At 38.6% G+C, this 19,776-nt stretch carries 21 protein-coding genes and 1 pseudogene; 11 read left to right on the top strand and 11 right to left on the bottom strand.

The annotated features are described in order from the left end of the window. Positions 1-7 precede the first annotated feature (7 nt). A complete protein-coding gene (locus tag ACLKL2_RS13315; protein WP_413692063.1) occupies positions 8-247 on the bottom strand; it encodes a DUF3624 family protein in 240 nt (79 codons plus the stop codon). A 76-nt stretch (positions 248-323) separates the two neighbouring features. Between ACLKL2_RS13315 and ACLKL2_RS13310 the strand changes: the two genes are divergently transcribed. From ACLKL2_RS13310 to ACLKL2_RS13275, 8 genes are all read left to right on the top strand, one after another. Then, positions 324-683, top strand: a complete 360-nt coding sequence (locus tag ACLKL2_RS13310; protein ID WP_413692062.1) for a hypothetical protein — start codon at positions 324-326, stop codon at positions 681-683. Positions 684-780: 97 nt separating this feature from the next. Beyond that, the gene (gene nfo, locus ACLKL2_RS13305; RefSeq protein WP_413692060.1) at positions 781-1,629 is read left to right on the top strand and encodes a deoxyribonuclease IV; all 849 of its coding nucleotides are present in this window, start codon (positions 781-783) and stop codon (positions 1,627-1,629) included. Between the two features lie 89 nt (positions 1,630-1,718). After that, positions 1,719-3,842, top strand: coding sequence for a RelA/SpoT family protein (locus ACLKL2_RS13300; protein ID WP_413694323.1), 2,124 nt, complete (start codon positions 1,719-1,721; stop codon positions 3,840-3,842). Between the two features lie 112 nt (positions 3,843-3,954). After that, a complete protein-coding gene (locus ACLKL2_RS13295; protein WP_113820139.1) occupies positions 3,955-4,386 on the top strand; it encodes an META domain-containing protein in 432 nt (143 codons plus the stop codon). Positions 4,387-4,632: 246 nt separating this feature from the next. After that, the gene (locus tag ACLKL2_RS13290) at positions 4,633-4,986 is read left to right on the top strand and encodes a hypothetical protein (RefSeq protein WP_413692058.1); all 354 of its coding nucleotides are present in this window, start codon (positions 4,633-4,635) and stop codon (positions 4,984-4,986) included. A gap of 133 nt (positions 4,987-5,119) precedes the next feature. Then, entirely contained in the window at positions 5,120-5,344 is a 225-nt protein-coding gene (locus tag ACLKL2_RS13285) for a metal-dependent hydrolase (RefSeq protein ID WP_413692056.1), read from the top strand. Next, the gene (locus tag ACLKL2_RS13280) at positions 5,305-5,733 is read left to right on the top strand and encodes a metal-dependent hydrolase (protein ID WP_413694322.1); all 429 of its coding nucleotides are present in this window, start codon (positions 5,305-5,307) and stop codon (positions 5,731-5,733) included. Before ACLKL2_RS13285 ends, ACLKL2_RS13280 begins: the two co-directional genes overlap by 40 nt. 191 nt (positions 5,734-5,924) lie before the next feature. After that, positions 5,925-6,080: a hypothetical protein gene (locus ACLKL2_RS13275; RefSeq protein ID WP_413692055.1), complete on the top strand. Its 156-nt coding sequence runs from the start codon at positions 5,925-5,927 to the stop codon at positions 6,078-6,080. A 15-nt stretch (positions 6,081-6,095) separates the two neighbouring features. Here ACLKL2_RS13275 and recQ read toward each other — a convergent pair whose 3' ends face one another. From recQ to ACLKL2_RS13235, 8 genes and pseudogenes are all read right to left on the bottom strand, one after another. After that, entirely contained in the window at positions 6,096-7,898 is a 1,803-nt protein-coding gene (gene recQ, locus ACLKL2_RS13270; RefSeq protein WP_113820136.1) for a DNA helicase RecQ, read from the bottom strand. Between the two features lie 99 nt (positions 7,899-7,997). Then, positions 7,998-8,534 carry a menaquinone-dependent protoporphyrinogen IX dehydrogenase gene (hemG, locus tag ACLKL2_RS13265; protein WP_113820135.1) on the bottom strand — a complete coding sequence of 179 codons (537 nt, stop codon included), beginning with the start codon at positions 8,532-8,534 and terminating at the stop codon, positions 7,998-8,000. 3 nt (positions 8,535-8,537) lie between these two features. After that, positions 8,538-9,995, bottom strand: a complete 1,458-nt coding sequence (locus ACLKL2_RS13260) for a TrkH family potassium uptake protein (RefSeq protein WP_413692053.1) — start codon at positions 9,993-9,995, stop codon at positions 8,538-8,540. Continuing rightward, entirely contained in the window at positions 9,995-10,189 is a 195-nt protein-coding gene (locus ACLKL2_RS13255) for a DUF1949 domain-containing protein (protein ID WP_413692051.1), read from the bottom strand. Before ACLKL2_RS13255 ends, ACLKL2_RS13260 begins: the two co-directional genes overlap by 1 nt. Further along, positions 10,177-10,524, bottom strand: coding sequence for a YigZ family protein (locus ACLKL2_RS13250; RefSeq protein WP_413692050.1), 348 nt, complete (start codon positions 10,522-10,524; stop codon positions 10,177-10,179). The genes ACLKL2_RS13255 and ACLKL2_RS13250 overlap by 13 nt, the downstream gene beginning before the upstream one ends. A 99-nt stretch (positions 10,525-10,623) precedes the next feature. Next, entirely contained in the window at positions 10,624-11,019 is a 396-nt protein-coding gene (locus ACLKL2_RS13245) for a rhodanese-like domain-containing protein (protein WP_413692049.1), read from the bottom strand. 8 nt (positions 11,020-11,027) lie between these two features. Continuing rightward, a complete protein-coding gene (locus ACLKL2_RS13240; RefSeq protein ID WP_413694321.1) occupies positions 11,028-12,032 on the bottom strand; it encodes a hypothetical protein in 1,005 nt (334 codons plus the stop codon). Positions 12,033-12,125: 93 nt separating this feature from the next. After that, positions 12,126-12,430 (bottom strand): annotated as a pseudogene (locus tag ACLKL2_RS13235) (1-acyl-sn-glycerol-3-phosphate acyltransferase); the annotation flags it as partial. A 1,216-nt stretch (positions 12,431-13,646) separates the two neighbouring features. Here ACLKL2_RS13235 and dnaB point away from each other — a divergent pair. The 3 genes from dnaB to ACLKL2_RS13220 all read left to right on the top strand — a co-directional run bounded on the left by dnaB (position 13,647) and on the right by ACLKL2_RS13220 (position 17,566). Next, positions 13,647-15,050: a replicative DNA helicase gene (gene dnaB, locus ACLKL2_RS13230; RefSeq protein ID WP_113820130.1), complete on the top strand. Its 1,404-nt coding sequence runs from the start codon at positions 13,647-13,649 to the stop codon at positions 15,048-15,050. Between the two features lie 63 nt (positions 15,051-15,113). Beyond that, on the top strand, positions 15,114-16,133 hold the full coding sequence (gene menC, locus ACLKL2_RS13225; RefSeq protein WP_413692048.1) for an o-succinylbenzoate synthase: 1,020 nt from the start codon (positions 15,114-15,116) through the stop codon (positions 16,131-16,133). After that, positions 16,127-17,566: an AMP-binding protein gene (locus tag ACLKL2_RS13220; RefSeq protein WP_413692046.1), complete on the top strand. Its 1,440-nt coding sequence runs from the start codon at positions 16,127-16,129 to the stop codon at positions 17,564-17,566. Before menC ends, ACLKL2_RS13220 begins: the two co-directional genes overlap by 7 nt. On the opposite strand, the gene ACLKL2_RS13215 is transcribed toward ACLKL2_RS13220, so the two are convergent. Both ACLKL2_RS13215 and ACLKL2_RS13210 read right to left on the bottom strand, forming a co-directional pair. Beyond that, positions 17,544-19,265, bottom strand: a complete 1,722-nt coding sequence (locus ACLKL2_RS13215; RefSeq protein WP_413692044.1) for a diguanylate cyclase domain-containing protein — start codon at positions 19,263-19,265, stop codon at positions 17,544-17,546. The genes ACLKL2_RS13220 and ACLKL2_RS13215 overlap by 23 nt on opposite strands. Then, positions 19,244-19,765, bottom strand: coding sequence for a hypothetical protein (locus ACLKL2_RS13210; protein WP_413692043.1), 522 nt, complete (start codon positions 19,763-19,765; stop codon positions 19,244-19,246). Before ACLKL2_RS13210 ends, ACLKL2_RS13215 begins: the two co-directional genes overlap by 22 nt. Positions 19,766-19,776 lie beyond the last annotated feature (11 nt).

The following is a 19,776-nucleotide window of genomic DNA, read 5'->3' as shown; positions in this document are numbered from 1 at the left end:
CACCATTTTAGTGTTTGTCGGTTAAACGGTAAAAACACCATAGCAATAAATGTAATGCCATCAAGATAGCAGTAATAGCAAAGAACATTAAAAAAGTGACCTGCTGAACGACTAACCATTGTTCAATATCTACCATCATATAAACAGCAAAAAAACCAATTAACATCACTAGATTAATCAGCATACACTGCTTACAACGCCCCAATTTTTCTTTGAATAAGCCACTCATACAAGCGTTACAAGCCACTTGAATCTCCTACATCTTGTTAATTAGGATAACTTTGATTAATATTTACCCATTATTCTATTTATGAGTCAGCATTATGCATCACTTTATCAGCATCTTATTTGCACTGATAATCTTTTCAGTGGAGGCCTCTGAAAAAAGAGCCGCGCCAGTTAAGAGTGACACAGCGGTGCCGCATAATAATGGCACGCAAGGCTTATTAAAAGATACCTATATCGAACCTATTGATAACTTTAACAGTATCGGTAGTGAGTACAAAAAGCCTAAAGACACCACTCAGAAAAAACAACAAGCAACACTGCAAAAGTCGGAAGTCAGTAATAATATGAATAGTACACCTTCGACCACTACAAGCGATGCTACCCCACAAGCTAAAATGCCCGTTGAATCGGGCACCATTAACAAAAATCAACCCGCTTCCATTCCAGCATCATAACTCGTTCAGAATAAATAACCGTTAAGGTCGTTTACTGTTTGACCTAGCCTAAGCTTTAGATATACTGGTTATCCACTTGAATTTAAGAGCTTAATGAATGAAATATATTGGCGCACATGTTAGTGCCTCTGGTGGCGTATTTAACGCTCCTAAAAATGCCCATGATATTGGGGCAACAGCTTTTGCTTTATTTACTAAAAATCAACGACGTTGGGAGGCTAAACCACTTGACGAAAATACGATCCGTAAATTTAAAGCAGCGTGCTTACGTTATAAGATACAAAGCCAAAATATTTTACCTCATGACTCATATTTAATTAATTTGGGCCACTCGGAAGCAGAAGCACTAGAAAAGTCTCGCCATGCTTTTTTAGATGAGATGCAACGTTGTGAACAACTCGGTTTAAGCTTGTTAAACTTTCATCCAGGTAGTCACTTGAAAAAGATAGCAGAAGCAGATTGTCTAAAGCGTATTGCCGAATCCATTAATATCGCTTTACAGCAAACCACTCACGTTTCTGCGATTATTGAAAATACTGCTGGTCAAGGTACCAACTTAGGATATCGTTTTGAACACCTTGCGGAGATTATTGAACAGGTTGATGATAAACAACGTGTAGGTGTTTGTATTGATACCTGTCATACCTTCACCGCAGGTTATGACTTACGAGGGATTGCAGCAACAGAAACAACCTTTAAGGAGTTTTCTGATGTAGTGGGCTTTGAGTATTTACGCGCAATGCATATCAATGACAGCAAAGTGCCCTTTGCTAGCCGTGTAGATCGACATGCACCTTTAGGGGCAGGTGAAATTGGTTGGGATTGTTTTGAATATCTAATGAAAGACAAACGCTTTGATGACATCCCACTGATTTTAGAAACCACAGATGAAAGTCTGTGGCCACAAGAAATAAACCGTTTAAAACAATGGTCAGAGGCTGAATAAGCGCTAATTATTGCTTTAGAGCATTAAATACTTTGAAACTCATTAAACAGCGATTATGCTACTAAAGTAACGTTAAAATAAGGAAAGTAATATTCATGTTCCAACCACTTAAAGCATCTATTCAAACCTATATGACAGAAGAGCATGTTGCCTTTGTCGAACGCGCATTTCATTATGCATATGCGGCACATGATGGTGTGAAAAGAGCAAGTGGGGAACCCTATATTACACACCCTGTAGCAGTAGCTGGTATTTTGGCTGATATGAAGCTGGATTACGAAGCGATATCTGCAGCGCTAATGCACGACGTATTGGAAGACACAGACACCACACATGAAGAGTTAGCAGAGGCTTTTAATGCTGATGTAGCACAACTTGTAGAGGGCGTGACTAAGCTAGATAAGTTCAACTTTGAAAATCGTGAACAAGCACAGGCGCAAAACATCCGAAAAATGTTAATCGCCATGTCTAAAGATTTCCGAGTAATGTTAATTAAACTTGCTGACCGCGTACACAATATGCGTACTCTGGATTCATTACGCTTAGATAAACGTCAGCGTATCGCTCAAGAAACCTTTGAAATCTTTACCCCAATTGCTAACCGTCTGGGTTTACATCATTTAAAAAATGAGCTGGAAGAACTTGCCTTTAAAGCGCAAAACTCAGCTCGTTACCATGTATTAAAAGAGGCGATTGCCAAAGCTCGCGGTAACCGCCAAGACTTTATTGAAAGTATTTGTGATGAAATATCAGAACAACTCAATTCAATGTCTATTGATGCACAAGTGATTGGTCGTGAAAAACACCTCTATAGTTTATACAAAAAAATGCGTAAAAAAGGCTGCCAATTCCATGATGTTATGGATGTGTATGCCTTTAGAATTATCGTAAAAGACCTAGATACTTGTTATCGCGTACTAGGCCAAATACATCATTTGTATCAGCCAAAATTAGAGTTCTTTGAAGATTATATTGCCTTACCAAAAACCAATAGTTACCAATCTTTGCACACCACTATGATTACCCATCAAGGTGTGAATATAGAAATTCAAATCCGTACTGAAGATATGGATGCTGTTGCTAAACACGGTATTGCTGCACATTGGAGCTATAAAGAAGGTAAACAAACCACTAACATTGCCGCACAACTGCAAACTCGTAACTGGTTCCAAGGATTAACTGAGCAAGAAGATAACAGCACCAACTCCATTGTTTTACTAGAAAATATTAAACAAGAGTTAGGCAAGAATGATATTCACGTATTAACCCCTCAGGGTAAAATTATCGTGCTACCTGCTTTTGCCACTGCCGTAGATTTCGCCTATGCCGTGCATACCAAGATTGGGCATCATTGTATTGGTGCCAAAGTAGATAATGAATATTCAGTATTAAGCCAAAAATTAGAAAGTGGTCAAACCATTGAGATCATTACAGGTAAAGAGCCTAGCCCAAGTCCTGAATGGTTGAACTTTGCTGCCACACATAGAGCACGAAACAGTATTCGTAACTACCTAAAACAGTTACCACAAACTACCACCATCCCATTAGGTCGCCGTTTATTAAAACAGGCACTCAATGCGACTAATTTAACCGATATCCCACAGGAAAATATCGACAAGGTGATCGCCGATCATCATCTAGATGGCTTTAACCACCTGTTACATGAAATTGGTAGCGGTAAACTACTGAGTTTAATCATAGCAAGACGTTTACGCGGTAATGCTGGCGAACTCACTGAGTCACAACATAAACAAAATATTCGCCAAAGCGCTATTAAAGGTGCAGAGGACATTATGTTGACTTATGCAAACTGTTGTAAGCCATTACCAGGCGATCCAATTGTTGCTCATACCAGTACCGGTAAAGGGGTCGTGGTACATGTGACCAATTGTCACAATGTTAGTGGCTTTGAAAATGAACTTGATAAGTATATCGCTGTCGAATGGGATATGAAGTTTATGAACCAGTATGAATACTCAAGTGATCTGGTGGTTCAGATGGCTAATCATAAAGCTGGCTTAGCGAAAATGTTTAACGTAATAGCCAAAAGTAATGCGAACGTTATAGATTTACAAACCACTGCGGTGACTAATCAAATCTATTCAATTAACGTTACCTTAACTGTGATTAACCGAATACATTTGTCTCGTATCATGCGTCAAATTAAGAAATTAAGCGGTGTGAAAAGCGTGAAACGTAACAATAAAAAATAACTAAGAAAAATGATACTTAAATCAATTACTTCACATGATAAGAAGTATCATTTATATTGTTTATAATAAAAATAATAATAACAATATCTACATATTAAATGGATTAAATATTATGAAAACTGTTAAAGCGATTACACTAATACTGAGTAGTGTAATCTTGGGTGCTTGTACTGCAGAAACACAAATCATTCCACAAGAAGTAAAAATAGAACAATTGCAACATAACTGGAAATTAACTCATGTTGATAATATTCAGTTAGCCACAGTGATCAATAGTACACTTACTATCGACCCACAAAACAAAAGTACCGGTAACTTAGGCTGTAACAACTTCATTGGTAAAGCAGAGTTTAGTGATAATCAACTACGTATTACTGATATGGCGAACACCCGTAAGATGTGTGATGAACTAAAAAATGGCGTTGAGATGGATGTCACCAGTGTACTGAGTGATTGGTCAAATGTGATGGTTGATCAAGACTCTTTAATTATTGGTAATAATAAACACTCTTTAACTTACCAATTACTTAAAACAGTTAATTAATAGATGCTGTAAGCCGGTTGTTTACTAAACAGTCGGCTATCATTTCATACCCTAAACACCTTTTCTCTACAGACTTTCTATCAAGTAGCGGTGACCTTAATCACATTCTTTTACTAAGAAACGCATACAGTTCATCAATCTCTAAAACTGCCACCTTGAATAACAAATACGTCATAAAAATATGCTAATTTTTAGACCACATTGATAAATCGAATTTTTTAAAACCGTACAATGAGGAGCCCGAAAATGAGCAATATTCATCAACTTAATAACTTACCTAAACAAGACACAATTAATCTAATCGCATCTTATAAAGTCGACTTTGAAAGCGATTATTTTGATTACCACCAATTATTAGAAAAGTTACAAGAGGTTATCTTACGTGGTCACTTTATGGATCAAGAGGACAACGCAGCTTGGATGAGTCACCGAGGTAATGATTACCTCTCTAACCCAAAATTATTTGCGCATGCGCCTTTAACTTATTTATGTGCATTTCTCAGTGAACTATTTAAAAAGAAAAGCTTAACTGAGATTGAAAAAAGCGTTGCTCCTATTGTTTTTAATGAGGTATTAACACGCTTAAATGACTTTAAGTAACTAAATGGCAAACATAACACAAGGCTAAGTAAACAAAATAATAAGGCAATATCATGGATTTTATGCCAACTTGATTTGTACTTAATCTTGTTTGTATTACACTAGATTTTTAGCTGTTATTTAAAGAGTAAACATGGATTCAATCACTCAAATAGCGTTAGGTACTAGTGTTGCAGGTTTAGTCGGTATCAAGCCCTTTGGGCGTAAAGCGTTAATCGCAGGTGCCCTACTAGGTACTCTTCCAGATTTAGATGTATTATTAAATTACCAAACAGCTATTCAAGATTTCACCTTTCACCGCGGCTTTAGTCATTCTCTATTTGTATTAACTGCGCTCAGTCTACTTTTTATTGGTTAGCGCTTTTAATAAGGCCCACTTTATCTGAACATAAAAAATCTTTATTTCTAGTCATTTTTCTCCCATTAATAACACACCCATTATTGGATGCGTTTACCACTTATGGCACTCAGTTATTATGGCCAATCAATATTCCGCCTGTTAATTGGTCCAGTATCTTTATTATTGACCCTTTATACACCCTGCCACTTCTATTTGGGATTATCGGCTTATGGCTTAACTTTCGGTCTCCTAAATGGCAGAAAATTAACGCTTTTATGTTACTAGTGAGCAGCTTGTACTTAATACAAGGACAGGTACAACGATTGCAAATTAACAGCCAGTTAGAGCAAGATCCAATTGCACAGAATGGTCAGGTCTTCATTTCACCAACCCCTTTAATACATTAATATGGCGTGTCCTGAGTTACCAAGAAGACCGCTTTTACGTTAGCTTTACTCATGCTTTTAATCAACAACCACTAACTTGGCAAGCTTTTGATACTGGGCGTGAATTATTAAATGGCTTTAACTCTGATGAATTACAACGTTTAGAATGGTTTAGTAGCGGTTTACTGCAATTTACTAAACAGGAAAGTCAGTTGATTGCAACGGACCTACGTGTGGGGTTAACGCTTTATTATCCTTTTTCCTTTAGCTTGGCTGAGGATGAAGCGCAATGGCAACCGGTGATATCACAGAAAATGGCCGAGCCTGAAATTAACTGGTCTAAGTTGTCAGAGCTCATTCACTTTTAGAGTAATTAGCTAACGCTATAATGTATCAACATACTGTTTGATTTCAGAGATGAACTCTTCGCCATATTTATCTAACTTAATATGGCCTACACCTGTAATGGACAGGAATTGTGAGTCATTAGTTGGCATCATTTCACTCATTTCTGACAGTGAGACATCACTGAATATCACATAAGGAGGCAAGTTCTCTTGATCAGCTATCTGCTTACGTAGATGGCGTAATTTAGCAAATAACTTACTATCTGCATTTGCTGACACACTACGGCGCTTCTGTTTTGCTGTGGCTTTCACTAATTGTAAGCGTGGTACCGCTAGCATTAAGGCTTGTTCAGACTTTAATACTGTACGAGCAGCTTCGGTTAACTGCAGTGCAGAGCCTCGTGTTAAGTTTTGCATCAGCAAACCACAGTGGATTAATTGTCTGGCGATACTAAACCAATGCTCAGTGGACTTATCTTTACCAATACCAAAGGTTGATAACTGATCATGCCCTAGGCTTTTCACTCTTGCTGTCTGCGCACCACGTAATACTTCAACAACATGCGTAATACCAAAGTGTTGCCCAGTACGATAAACACAAGATAATATTTTTTGTGCATCCACAGTCGCATCGTAACTTTGCGGAGGATCTAAGCAAATATCGCAGTTACCACAGGCTTTAGGACTGTACTCACCAAAGTAGTTTAATACCACTCGACGGCGACAGGTTTGCGCTTCAGCAAAGGCCACCATGGTATTAAGTTTATGTAACTCAATACGTAACTGTTCTTGATTCGGGTTTTTCTCTAAGAGGCTACGAATACGCGCAGGATCGGCAGGATCATAAAATAACATTGCCTGTGCAGGTAAACCATCTCGTCCAGCACGTCCTGTCTCTTGATAATATGATTCGATATTTTTTGGGATCTCATAATGCACCACAAAACGTACATTCGGTTTATCAATTCCCATCCCAAAGGCCACCGTTGCGACAACAATTTCTACTTCATCCTTAATAAACAGATCTTGCACATGCTGACGCTCTTCTAGGGGTAGTCCGGCATGATAACAACGAGAGTTAAGCCCTTTTGCAGCGAGTTTACCAGCAATCTCTTCCGTACGTTTACGACTAGTACAATAGATAATGCCACTTTCATCTTTATGCTGATCTAAATAATTAAACAGCTGCGTTAATGGGCGATATTTTTCAATCAGCAAGTATTCAATATTAGGGCGATCAAAACTGCGGATTTCAATTAATGGATCTTGTAGTTGTAAGCGCTGTAAAATATCTTGTTGAGTGGCATGATCCGCCGTTGCAGTTAAAGCAACTAAAGGCGTATTGGGAAAGTATTCTTTAAGGTGGCCTAACTGTGCATATTCAGGCCTAAAGTCGTGTCCCCAAGAAGAGATACAATGCGCTTCATCCACTGCAAAAAGGTTGATCGGTAAATGTTGCAGTCGCGCAATAAAATCTTGACGTAATAAACGCTCAGGAGCCACATATAAAAGCTTTAAACGGCCCTGGTGTAAGGCGTTAATAATCTCATTCTGTTCTTGATAAGAGAGTGTAGAGTTCAGGTAAGCAGCAGCAACACCACAAGCTTGTAGGGTATCAACCTGGTCCTTCATCAAAGAGATTAATGGAGAGATAACAATACAAATACCTTCGCGTACTAAGGCTGGTATCTGAAAGCATAAACTTTTACCGCCACCAGTAGGCATTACAACTAATGCATCACGCCCTGTGATCAGTTCATTGATAACCGTTTCTTGACCATCTCTAAATTGATTGTAGCCGAAGACATCTAACAAGACGTTTTGTGCAGGACTAGTCATACTCTGACTCAAAATATAGCAACCTATTGATCATCTAAGCGGGTAAAAGGGCAAACATTGTAAATCAGTGGCATAAATATTTCAGCTTAAATTTGCTGTTTACAGGCGATTAAAACGCTCAGCAAATTCTTCTACTTTTTGCCAATCCGTTAATTCCATATCCTGTGTTTTATCAGTACTGCCACCTGTCATTTTCATGATCAATTGAATCAGTAATGTCTGCCACCAATTATAACGAGAATACAATAAAGCCCCTGCAAACACGGCTTTGTGTTGTGGTTGCCACCTTGATAATTGCTCAAATTTTTTCATATAAGCATTATTTTCAGGTACTGCTTTTTCAGGTTTACGCGCGGTTAAACACACCACAAAAAATGCATTTTGTAATCCCTCTAATTGTTGTTGGTGCTGATTAACAAAGTTAATCATATTCTTTCTAAAATTACCGTAACGAATAGACGCGCCAACTAATACCTTGTTATATAAAGTAAAATCAATAGTTGGATTATCATCAATGTTGACCACAGTAACGTCACCTTCAATGGACTGTTTAATTCGTTCAATGATTTTAAGTGTTTGTCCGTCTACAGAGGAATAGATAATTAATGTGTTGATCGGTGTTTGAATAGTAGACATAGCTTAATTTTTCCAAAAAACAGGTGTGAATAACACGAGTAAAGTAAAGACCTCTAATCGACCAAATAACATAGCAATGATCATGATCCATTTAGACGCATCACTGACATCATTAAAGTGTAATGCCACATCACCTAAACCTGGACCTAAGTTATTTAACATAGCCGCCACCGAAGAAAAGGCGCTTAACTCATCCATTCCGGTCATTAACAAAGCTAACATACAAATAATAAAGACTAACGCATAGGTGGAAAAGAATCCCCACACTGCTTCGACCACACGGTCTGGTAAGGCTTTATTACCTAACTTAATTTTATAAACAGCTTTAGGGTGCACAAGACGCTTTAATTCACGTTGCCCTTGTAGGTTTAGCAACAAGACACGGATCACTTTCAATCCACCACCCGTTGAACCTGCACATCCGCCAATAAAGCTAGAGAAAATCAATAACACAGGTAAAAACAGCGGCCAGTCAGAAAAGGAAGTGGTGGTGAATCCCGCCGTTGTTGAGATAGAAACGGCTTGAAATAACGCATGAGAAAAAGTGGTTTCAATGGTGCTATAAATATCATTGCCCATTAACACCCAAAAACATATACCGGTTAAGAAAACTTGGATAAAAATAAAGGCACGCACTTCTGGGTCTTTCCGATATACACGTAGGCTAAACTCTTTGGCCGAAAAAGCGGTAAAATGCAAGGCATAGTTAATACCAGAGATAATCAAGAACACCACTGTGATCATATTAATCACATCACTATCAAAATGTCCCATACTGGAGTCATAGGTAGAAAATCCACCAATCGATACCGTCGAAAAACTATGTCCCAGAGCATCAAACAGGGTCATTCCTGCGAGCCAAAACGCCAACATGCACGCCACTGTTAAACATAAATAGACATACCATAACGCTTTTGCTGTTTCTGCAATACGCGGTGTCATTTTTGAGTCTTTAACCGGCCCAGGTGTTTCAGCGCGGTATAACTGCATACCACCAATACCTAACATTGGCAGTACCGCGACCGCTAAGACAATGATCCCCATACCACCAAACCATTGCAGCATTTGTCGATAAAAAAGAATCGACTTAGGCAAGTCATTGAGTTCTGCAATAGTTGTGGCACCAGTAGTCGTTAAGCCTGAAAATGACTCAAAAAAGGCGGTAGCCAAATTCATATCAACGCTGGAACTCATCAAGAAAGGGATCGCCCCCACACTACCTAGCGTTGCCCAAAACAGCACAACAATTAAAAAACCTTCTCGGGCCTTTAACTCACTTTTATGGCGTCGGTTTGGTAACCAAAAAACTAAAGCAATCACTAAAGTCACAAATAAAGCGGCTAAAAAGTCATTACCGCCACCATCTTGATAGATGTAAGCGATAAAAACAGGTGGTAGCATGGTTAAGCTAAATAACCCAATCAGCATACCTACAATTCGGATAATTGAACGAATTGCCACTAGTTAACCCAATTCATTTGTTGCGCTGTTAATTTTTTTGCAATGACTTGTCCCTGCATCAATGATTGTAATTTTTGTTTAAATAAAGCAACCTGCTCTCTATCCACTTCTATTAATGCCTGTACTGATTGTTGGTAATCAACGTCAATAAGGCGTCCTGAATGTGTTGTCAGTATATGCTCTAAAGTTGCCATTTGCGCATAATTACATTGTAACTGAAATTGCTCAAAAAACGCTTTTCTGTTGTTGGCATCTCCGGACATAATTGCTGCAAACCATTACTATACGCACGAACCAATCCACCAGTTCCTAATTTAATGCCACCAGAGTACCTAACCACCACGGCCACCATTTCACCGACATTAGTACCTTGCAATACCGCTAAAATAGGCTTACCAGCTGTGCCTTTAGGCTCACCATCATCACTGCAGCCCATATTTACACTGTCTTTGGGGCTGCCACCAATAAATCCCCAACAGTGATGACGAGCATCTTTGTGTTCAGCTTTAATCTCAGCAAGAAACTGCATCGCTTCTGCTTTGCCTTTAGCCGGTTGTAAAAACGTCAGAAAGCGACTTTTTTAATCTCTTCCTGAAAAAATACCGCTTCTTTTAAAATTAGATAGGGTTTATTCACCTTGAACCAACAACCCTTGTTGATGCCAAGCGATAAAACCACCTGCCACAGAATAAACCTGTTGATAGCCCATATTCTGTAAAGAGGCAGCTGCTAACACACTTCGCGCACCGGAACGGCATATTAGATAGATAGGTAATTGAGCAGCAGAAGGCAAATCACTAATCAAAGCTTGGTATGCAGGCAAAGTAGATAATTGCACCTCTAATACACCACGCGGTATGCACTCACTCCCTACTGGGTAGCCTGCAGCAGTTTCATCCGGCTCTCTAATATCAATAAATAACAAAGGCGTTTTATTGTGTAAATGCTGATTAACTGTCGCACAATCGACTTCATTGACTTCAGCGCGTAACGACGCCACTAATGCTTTTCCATCTAATAACATACTCTTTCCTAATGGTCGGATAAACACGCTAACAACTGCTGTGCTGCATCCATTGTAAAACTTTTTCTATCAAGCTGCCTAATAAACACCTCAATCACTTTTTGATCAAAGGGTTCGATGCTTTGCTCAGTTAATTGTATTTTACTCGCTGCGATCAAATCCGCATTACTTTGTTGAAAGTCAGCCACTAATAGCGATAACACACAATGATAACGTAATCGCGTCTCACTTAAATGGGCACTGAGCACTTTTAAATACGATAAATGGCTTATTTCGATAAAATCACCCTTAATACGAAGCATATTAATACTTTGTAAATGCACTAATAACAGGTTAACTCTCTCGACTAAAGGTTGTGATGCTGGCGCTAAAAAATATTCCGCTTCAACATAAGGTAATAACCTCGCAAGCAAGGGCTCTATAGCATCACGAAGAAGTTGATTATTCTTATTACTCAGTTTAATTAATACAAAACTCAGCAATGAAGGTAATGCAAATAGATGCACTATAGTATTGCGGTAATAAGTCAAATGGGCGCTTTGTGCTGTATCACAACTGATCACATGCTGAGACTCTGAGAATTTATTAAGGGAAAAAGCTTGTTGATAAACGTGCTCAGCTTGCTCCTTTGGGTAAGTCATTAACCTATTATCTGATAACAAACCTAATAATTGTTGATGCAAAGCGATCAAGGTTAACAAACGCTGTTTACCAAGTTGATGGTGTGTACTCGCTAACAAGATGGCAGCACATAAAGGCAGAGCATTCACCGCAGTGGCTTGGTTGATCCCTTGCATCACCTGTGTAGCAATCTGGTTAACCTGCTGCGCTACTTGTCCCTCACTTAATTTTTCCTCTCGCCAAGTAGGCACTTGTTGCTCAAAGTAATGCTTCAAATTAATCGGCTCACCAAAATTCACAAACGCGCGTCCAAAATTACCTAGTTTTTTAACTATTCCTATCACTTGCCATGCGTTTTCTTGCTTTTTGTGTTGCCCTGACAACTCCTTCATGTAAGTACTCACTTCCATGATATGGTCATAACCTATATAGATTGGGACAATCACCACATTACGTTGAGGTTGCGAGAGAAAAGTATCAATACTCATCGCCAATAACCCCGTTTTAGGCGGTAATAACCGCCCTGTTCGGCTACGTCCACCTTCAGTGAAAAACTCAATGGGATAACCCTGCTTAAATAACATAGCAAAGTAGGCTTTGAATACTTTTCCGTACAAAGGATTATCTTTAAAAGTACGGCGTAAGAAAAATGCACCAGAGCGTCTAAAAATACCACCAGCAGGAAAAAGTTAAGATTCACTCCGGCTGCAATATGCGGAGGCATTAAACCTTCTTCAAATAATAGATATGAAAGTAAGAGGTAATCCATATGACTTCGGTGACAAGGCATATATACGATTTCCGCTCCACTTTGAGTCGCATCCCTCACTGCTTGTGCATTATTAACTTCAATACCTTGATAGATACCATTCCACACACGACCTAACACAATCCGAAAAAAGCGTAAAAGTCGATAGGAAAACTGACTACTTATTTCTTTTAAATAAGCCTCACACTGCTCAGAGACTTGTGTTTCTGGCATCCCTGTTTTAGCACTGTATTGTTGAATATCTTGTTGTAACTGTTCACTTTCAAGCACTTGCTTAATGATTTTTTTGCGTTTAGGGATCACAGGGCCACGCGTCGATCTATATTGTGCTCTGAAATAATGTAACGCAACCCTAGCTAACTGGTAGGCTTGTTGTTTACTATCAGTATTTCTCTGATCTTTTATTAACGCACTTACTGAAATTGGAGGGTTAAAGCGTATTAAGTGATCACGTCCGGCCACCATCATCAAACAGGCTTTATGCCAACGGCTAATGTTAGTGTGTCCTGAAAAGGCTTGTCTAGATGTTTGTTTGCCTGGGTTTTCTTCCCAGAAAAAGGTCACAGGCACAAGTTGTACTGCTAAATCATTATCTGCACGATATAAGCTGAATAACTGTTGGTATTGATTAAGGTAATTGCTTTGCTGTTGTTTTAGCTCGGCCTTTTTAAACCAATAATTATCATGTAAATAGATCACAGAAGAGAGCACTTGATCCGCTATAGTAATTATTTGGAATGGATCCGGTAACGCTGTTTGCTGACAAGCTTTTTGCAATGCGAGTAAATCACTACTGCTATTTTGTTCCAAGACATAGATAATTGGACGCGAAGCATCTATTCCTAATGTACTTAATGGGTTGTTCGGCACCACCTTACTGCTGACCCAAAAACGATTGCTTATCTTCGACCAAATAGTCCCTTTGGCTAACACATACTTTCCTTGTACCCTTAATCTATTATCCAACCAGTTTAACACACCCAAATAATGCGTATAGACAGGTGAACTCGTTCTGCGATAAGCAACAAATCAATCATAGTAATGCACAGCTAAATGATGACCCAGGCTAGTCTATTTGTTAAAGTACTCAACAATAATTTATGCACATGAGTTCTCTTAGTAAAGCTAAAAAGTAGCAGATTTAAAGACGCAGTTTAGCGCTAAATCCATTGACTCTGACCCTATACATTTGCATAAAATATCCTGTTTTATCAATTTCACTCGTTAGGATTTAAATATGGCGGATAAGCCAGCGTTTACCAAACAAAAAAATAACACCATGAACTCACCTATTAAAACCGTGCCCCACTCCTTTGAGGCAGAACAAGCAGTGATCGGTGGTTTATTATTAGATAACGATACTTGGTCTGATGTATCCGAACGTGTTGTAGACCGTGACTTCTACACACGTGCACACCGCCTGATCTTCTCAACCATTGAAAAACTCAGTAGTGATGATATCCCTGTGGATATCGTTACCTTATCTGAAAAGCTAGAAAATACACAGGAGTTAGAAGGCATAGGTGGCATTGCCTACCTTGCTGAACTATTACAGAACACTCCTAGTGCAGCTAATATTAACAACTATGCGGATATCGTGCGTGAAAGAGCCATTGTCCGAGAGTTAATTGGTGTTGCTAATGATATTGCGGAAGCGGGCTATGATACAGAAGGACGAAATAGTTCAGAGCTATTAGACTTTGCCGAAACTAAAGTATTCCAGATAGCAGAAGCGCGTAATAACCAAAATGAAGGTCCACAAGCGATCAAAGATATCTTGAAAGAGACGGTCGCTAAAATTGATGATTTATGTAAAAACCCACGTGATGGTATTACAGGTTTATCATCGGGTTATAACGATTTAGACCAAATGACCACAGGTTTCCAACCTGGTGACTTGATCATCGTTGCCGCACGTCCATCTATGGGTAAAACCACCTTTGCTATGAACTTAGCTGAACATGCTGCATTAAATGCAGATAAACCAACAATCATCTTCTCACTTGAGATGCCAGCGGATCAGATCATGAACCGTATGTTGGCGTCACTAGGTCGCATCGATCAAGGTAAAATCCGTACTGGTCAACTGGATGAAAATGACTGGGCTTCCCTCTCTTCTACTATGTCTATTTTATTAGATCGCGGTAAAATGTTCATTGATGATAGCTCTGGTTTAACACCTACTGAACTACGTTCGCGTGCACGTCGTATTGCCCGTGATAACGGTGGTGTCAGCATGATCATGGTCGATTACCTGCAATTAATGCGTGTACCTTCATTAAGTGAAAACCGTACCCTAGAGATCTCGGAAATATCGCGCTCTTTGAAAGCCTTAGCCAAAGAGTTGCGTTGTCCAGTTATTGCCCTTTCACAGCTAAACCGTGGTCTAGAGCAACGTGCTGATAAACGCCCAATTAACTCAGATTTACGTGAATCAGGCGCGATTGAGCAGGATGCCGATTTAATCATGTTTATCTACCGTGATGAGGTTTATCACGAAGACAGTGAACATAAAGGCATTGCTGAAATTATCATAGGTAAACAACGTAATGGTCCAATCGGTAAAGTACGTTTAACCTTCCAAGGTCGTTACTCACGCTTTGATGATTACACCGGAACCGCCTATCACGGCGAAGAGTGATCCTTATCAATCCCCTTTAACTCAATCCAGTGTATAACTGGGTTAAAGATAAAGGGGTTAATCATGAAGATAGGCAAGCTTAAACAACTATTCAACCGAACCAATCGTTCCTTAAGCTTGTACCGTTTTTCCTTACCTTTTGAACAAGCAATTAACTTTAAAGGTCAGCGACTGACCTGGCGTCAAGGTTTGTGGTTGGTTCAGCGTACTGCGGATAAAAATATCAGAATAGGTGAAGTGGCTCCTCTACCAGGATTTAGCCACGAAACATTAGAGGAATGTACAACTTATCTATTGTCTTTATTAAATACCATCAGCATCAATCAACACCAAGTCGAACTATTATCTTCTTTTCCAAGTATACAATTTGCTTTGCATTGTTTATTACAGGCTACGCCATATACAACAGCTGAACACCATAGCACGACGCAAAGTATCCCATTATTACAAGGCTATCCGACTCAGATCATCCAACGTTATCAGTCCTTAAATCAACCAGATATCATTAAACTAAAAGTAGCAAGATTGGCAGTCAAAACAGAGGTCAAACTGGTTAAACAGTTAATCAAACTAAACCCAATACTGCGCGTTAGGTTAGATGCCAATCAACAATGGACAACACAGCAATACAGTGATTTCATCTCTTCAATAGATAAACAACACATTGATTATATTGAAGAACCAACCAATTCAATGGCCAATAACATGGCTATTGCACAACAGTATGATAGCCACTTAGCCTTAGATGAAAGCTTGCTTAAAACAATAAAAATCCCAACAGAAAACTGGATTAAGGCACTCGTTATCAAACCTAGTTTAATAGGCGATCCACAACGTATTAGCCACTTATTAACGCAAGCACAACAGCAAAAACTACAAATCAGTATCAGCTCCAGTTTTGAATCGCCTATTGCACTGAATCAACTCCATCACTTGGCAAATCACTGGCAACAAGATAAGCAAGTTAAACTCTCATTAGGTTTAGATACAAGGCAAGCCTTTACACTTAAAATTCGGGATAGAAAGCTGGATGAAGTTTCTCAACTTGAGTCTTATTTAAAAGAGGCTGAGCAATTATGCTAATCACTGAAAACCACTGCCCTGTGCGCTTTCAAGCGATAAATCACGGGCAAACCATCGCAATACAGGATGATCAACAGCAGATAAGTTATCAACAACTAGATATCCAATTAACTCACTTAGCAGAACAACTCAGCAAACAGGTAACCGACTCTGAACCTTCAACCCCTATCAGATTGGTGTGTATTGCTAACAATGGCATACCATTATTGCTGCTACAGCTTGTATGTTTGCGTCTCGGTTGGTTATTTTGTCCACTTAATCCAAACTTTACTGAGTCAGAAATACAGCAGCGCTTAAATATATTAAATAGCCCTTACTGCTGGGTAGAAGATAATTCTCGGCACCATCTATTAAATTCCCTTAATATTGACTTGAGTTTTTGCAAAAAAAACATAAAGCCATTAAGTCCCTTAAAGATTAACCCTTTACAGCCCACTAATATCATTTTCACTTCAGGTAGCAGTGGTTTCCCTAAAGCCATTGTGCACCATTATGGCAATCATTATTTTAGTGCGTTGGGTTCGCAATCATCTATTTCACTTCAGATTAGCGATCGCAACTTACTGTCGCTACCGCTTTATCATATAAGTGGTTATGCTACCGTTATGCGCACTATAATTGCAGGGGCAACGCTAGATTTAAGCAACAAAGATCTTAGCTATCCGCTGTTATCTAGCAGAAAGATAACTCACCTTTCCTTGGTCTCCACTCAGTTAATACGACTATTAAAAGATCCTCATTTCTCTGCTCAAGGCTGCACACTTAAACACATTTTATTAGGGGGCAGTGCTTTTTCGGTGTCGCTATTAACCGCCCTAGCTGCACGAGGTTTTACCTACCATCTCAGTTATGGCTGTACTGAAATGGCTTCACAAGTAGCGACATCTACTAATAATAACCAGTTAATTGTATTGCCCTATCGAGAAGTTAAAATACACAACGAACAAATCTACTTTCGAGGAGCCACACGCTTTATTGGCTATTTTCGAGATAATAAATTAATCAAGATAGACCCTAAACGCTGGGTAAGCAGTGGTGATTGTGGGCGACTTAAAGGTGATCAATTAATTATTTCAGGTAGGAAAGATAGGCAATTTATTAGTGGCGGTGAGAATATTCAACCGGAAGAGATTGAAGCACTCTGTTTACAAGTACCCTACGTGGAAAAAGCCTATATTGTGCCAATTAAAGATGCACAATATGGACAAAGAATGGCAGTATTTATAGCCTTTTCTGATGCTAATCTAATCCACTTTGAGCAATACTGCGAACAATTAAAGCAGTATCTCAAGCAACATCTAACACGCTTTAAGCAGCCTGACCATTACCTTGCTTGGCCAAGTTCAGAATGCAGCCACAGGCTCAAAGAGCCTAAAGCTGAATTTATAAAAAGTACTCACAACACAGGGTTTAATTATTTAAACCACGTTTAATTGATTGCTCATAAACGATTTGCTCGGCATCTTTAATTAATTCCGATAAAGCATGATGATTTGTACTTTTATATTCGATAATCCCCGTATCAACAATCAAACGATAATCCACCTTTGATTGCATATTAAATGTTTGAATTGCATCATCTAAACGCAGAAATTTCCCAGGATCAAGGATTTGATATTCACTGTCATTCATTAACACTACAAATTCGTCATTACCCGTACGAGCGATAATATCTGTTTCACGGAAAGTATCTTTTAAAATATCAGCAAAACCAACGATTAGGTTTTGACTCGCTTGTTCACCATATTCAGCACTTGTTTTATTAAGCCCTACAATATTTAAATACAAAGCAAAAAAGGGCTTTTTAGCACGTTCAGCCAATCTAAAGTAGTTTTCACCCGCATTAAGCAGTCCACGGTAATTCAATACACCAGTCAATTCATCGGTAAGCATTAACGCATGGTTTCTATCTAATAATAACTTGTTAATAGTAATGTCATTAGTGAGCTCCACGACACCTTGTATCTTTTTATCAACCGTATAATAAGGGTGGTAACTCACCTCATAGGTTAAGGCTTCACCTTGCTCATTATGTTTTATAATTTCAACCCGTTGTGTGTTTTTTAGTATTCTACTTTTATGTAATGCACAAACACTAGTGTGGCACTCCATACAACTAAATACAGCTTTACATTCACTACTTAAAAACTCAGTAACTTTGCCTCCATTAATTGCTCTTAATGCCTTATTAACGAAAGTCACGTGCCCTTCTAAATTAAAGATCCTTACTCCAAAAGGTAAAATATCCATAAACTGGGATTGATCAAATAACGAGGATTTTAATTGTTTATTAAGTAACTTATATCGGGTTATATCATTGATATAACCAACAAAACCCTGTTTAGGCATACCTCTTTCTGCCATAGCAAAACAATACATTTTATAGGTAAGGTCTTCATCTCCTTTAATCTGATCCGACTCGATGGCGAGATAACCATCGGCATCTTCGACATCTGACATTGAGACCTTAAAGTCTTCAATTTTATGGTCATAACTAGCATCACGGCGAAATAACTTCTGCTTACTCACAGAGAAGAATTCGTGAAATGCCGTGTTAGTACCACAATATTGATTATTGTTATTTTTCAGATAAATAGGGAAAGGTAACGCATCTAAAAAACGCTGAAATGAAGCTTTAATTTCGTATAAATGATTCGATTTCCGCAATATATACAGGAAAATAACCAGTAACAATAAAGCCAACATAACCGTAATCACATTAAATTCTGTAGTGGAGATATACAACTTCAAAGTTGGCGTAAACGTCATCACGCCACCAACATGATAACCATATACATTACTGATCGGCATAAAGACCGCAACACCGTTACGTCCATTAATGGATGTATTAAAGGAGAATTTTTTCAACTGTAATAATTTAGCGCGTTGATCGGCATTAAAGCTCTGTTTTAATTTTTCTAGGTCATTAGCCGATAAGGTTGCTTTATCAGTATTTTCATGACGTTGATTCAAGCTAATTAAAAAGCTCTTCGATAAAGGGGTATTTTGATACACATTATTTTTTTGTGTTAACGCTAATAGAGGTCGTTTAGCCCATAGGTATTGCGACTTAACTTCACTACCATCGGCTAAATAGTTTTGTATTTTAGCTAATGGCAGCGACAGTTCCACAATGGCAATAAACTCATTCGCTCGATTAAATACCGGGAAAAATAACGGTATACGTAACGTCCTGCTTTTAAAGATAAACCAAAAGAAGGTTTATGATTTTCAATCACATTTTCTAAGCCAATTCTATTATTCGCTTTTGTCTCAGTATTAGGTCCCTGCTTATCAAAATGAAGTAATAACCGACTATTAGTTAAGTAAATTTGTTGAGAGGGAAATTTTTTACTACTGATATCAAACTGAGGTTGTAAATGTTGTGCAAGTACTTGGTTTATTCTTTGCAAGTTTTCGGGTGAATCTTGTACTTTATTGGCTTGATCCAACAGTGTAATAATGGCTGGGTCACTGTATTGTAATTCGAATAACAGTGTTGCGTTAGATTTAGCTTGAGCCAGTGTCGATGTGAAGCTGTTATATACTGTTCTTTCAACTAATTTGCGTTGTTGTCTTTGGCTTTCATCGTCTGACATAATGATAAAAATAGCAACAATTAGCGCCATCATTGTGCTAACAA

Source organism: Psychromonas sp. KJ10-2 (assembly GCF_047323255.1).
GTDB lineage: Bacteria > Pseudomonadota > Gammaproteobacteria > Enterobacterales > Psychromonadaceae > Psychromonas.
Note: the sequence above shows the minus strand (reverse complement) of the source record. Positions and strands in the feature narration are given on the sequence as shown.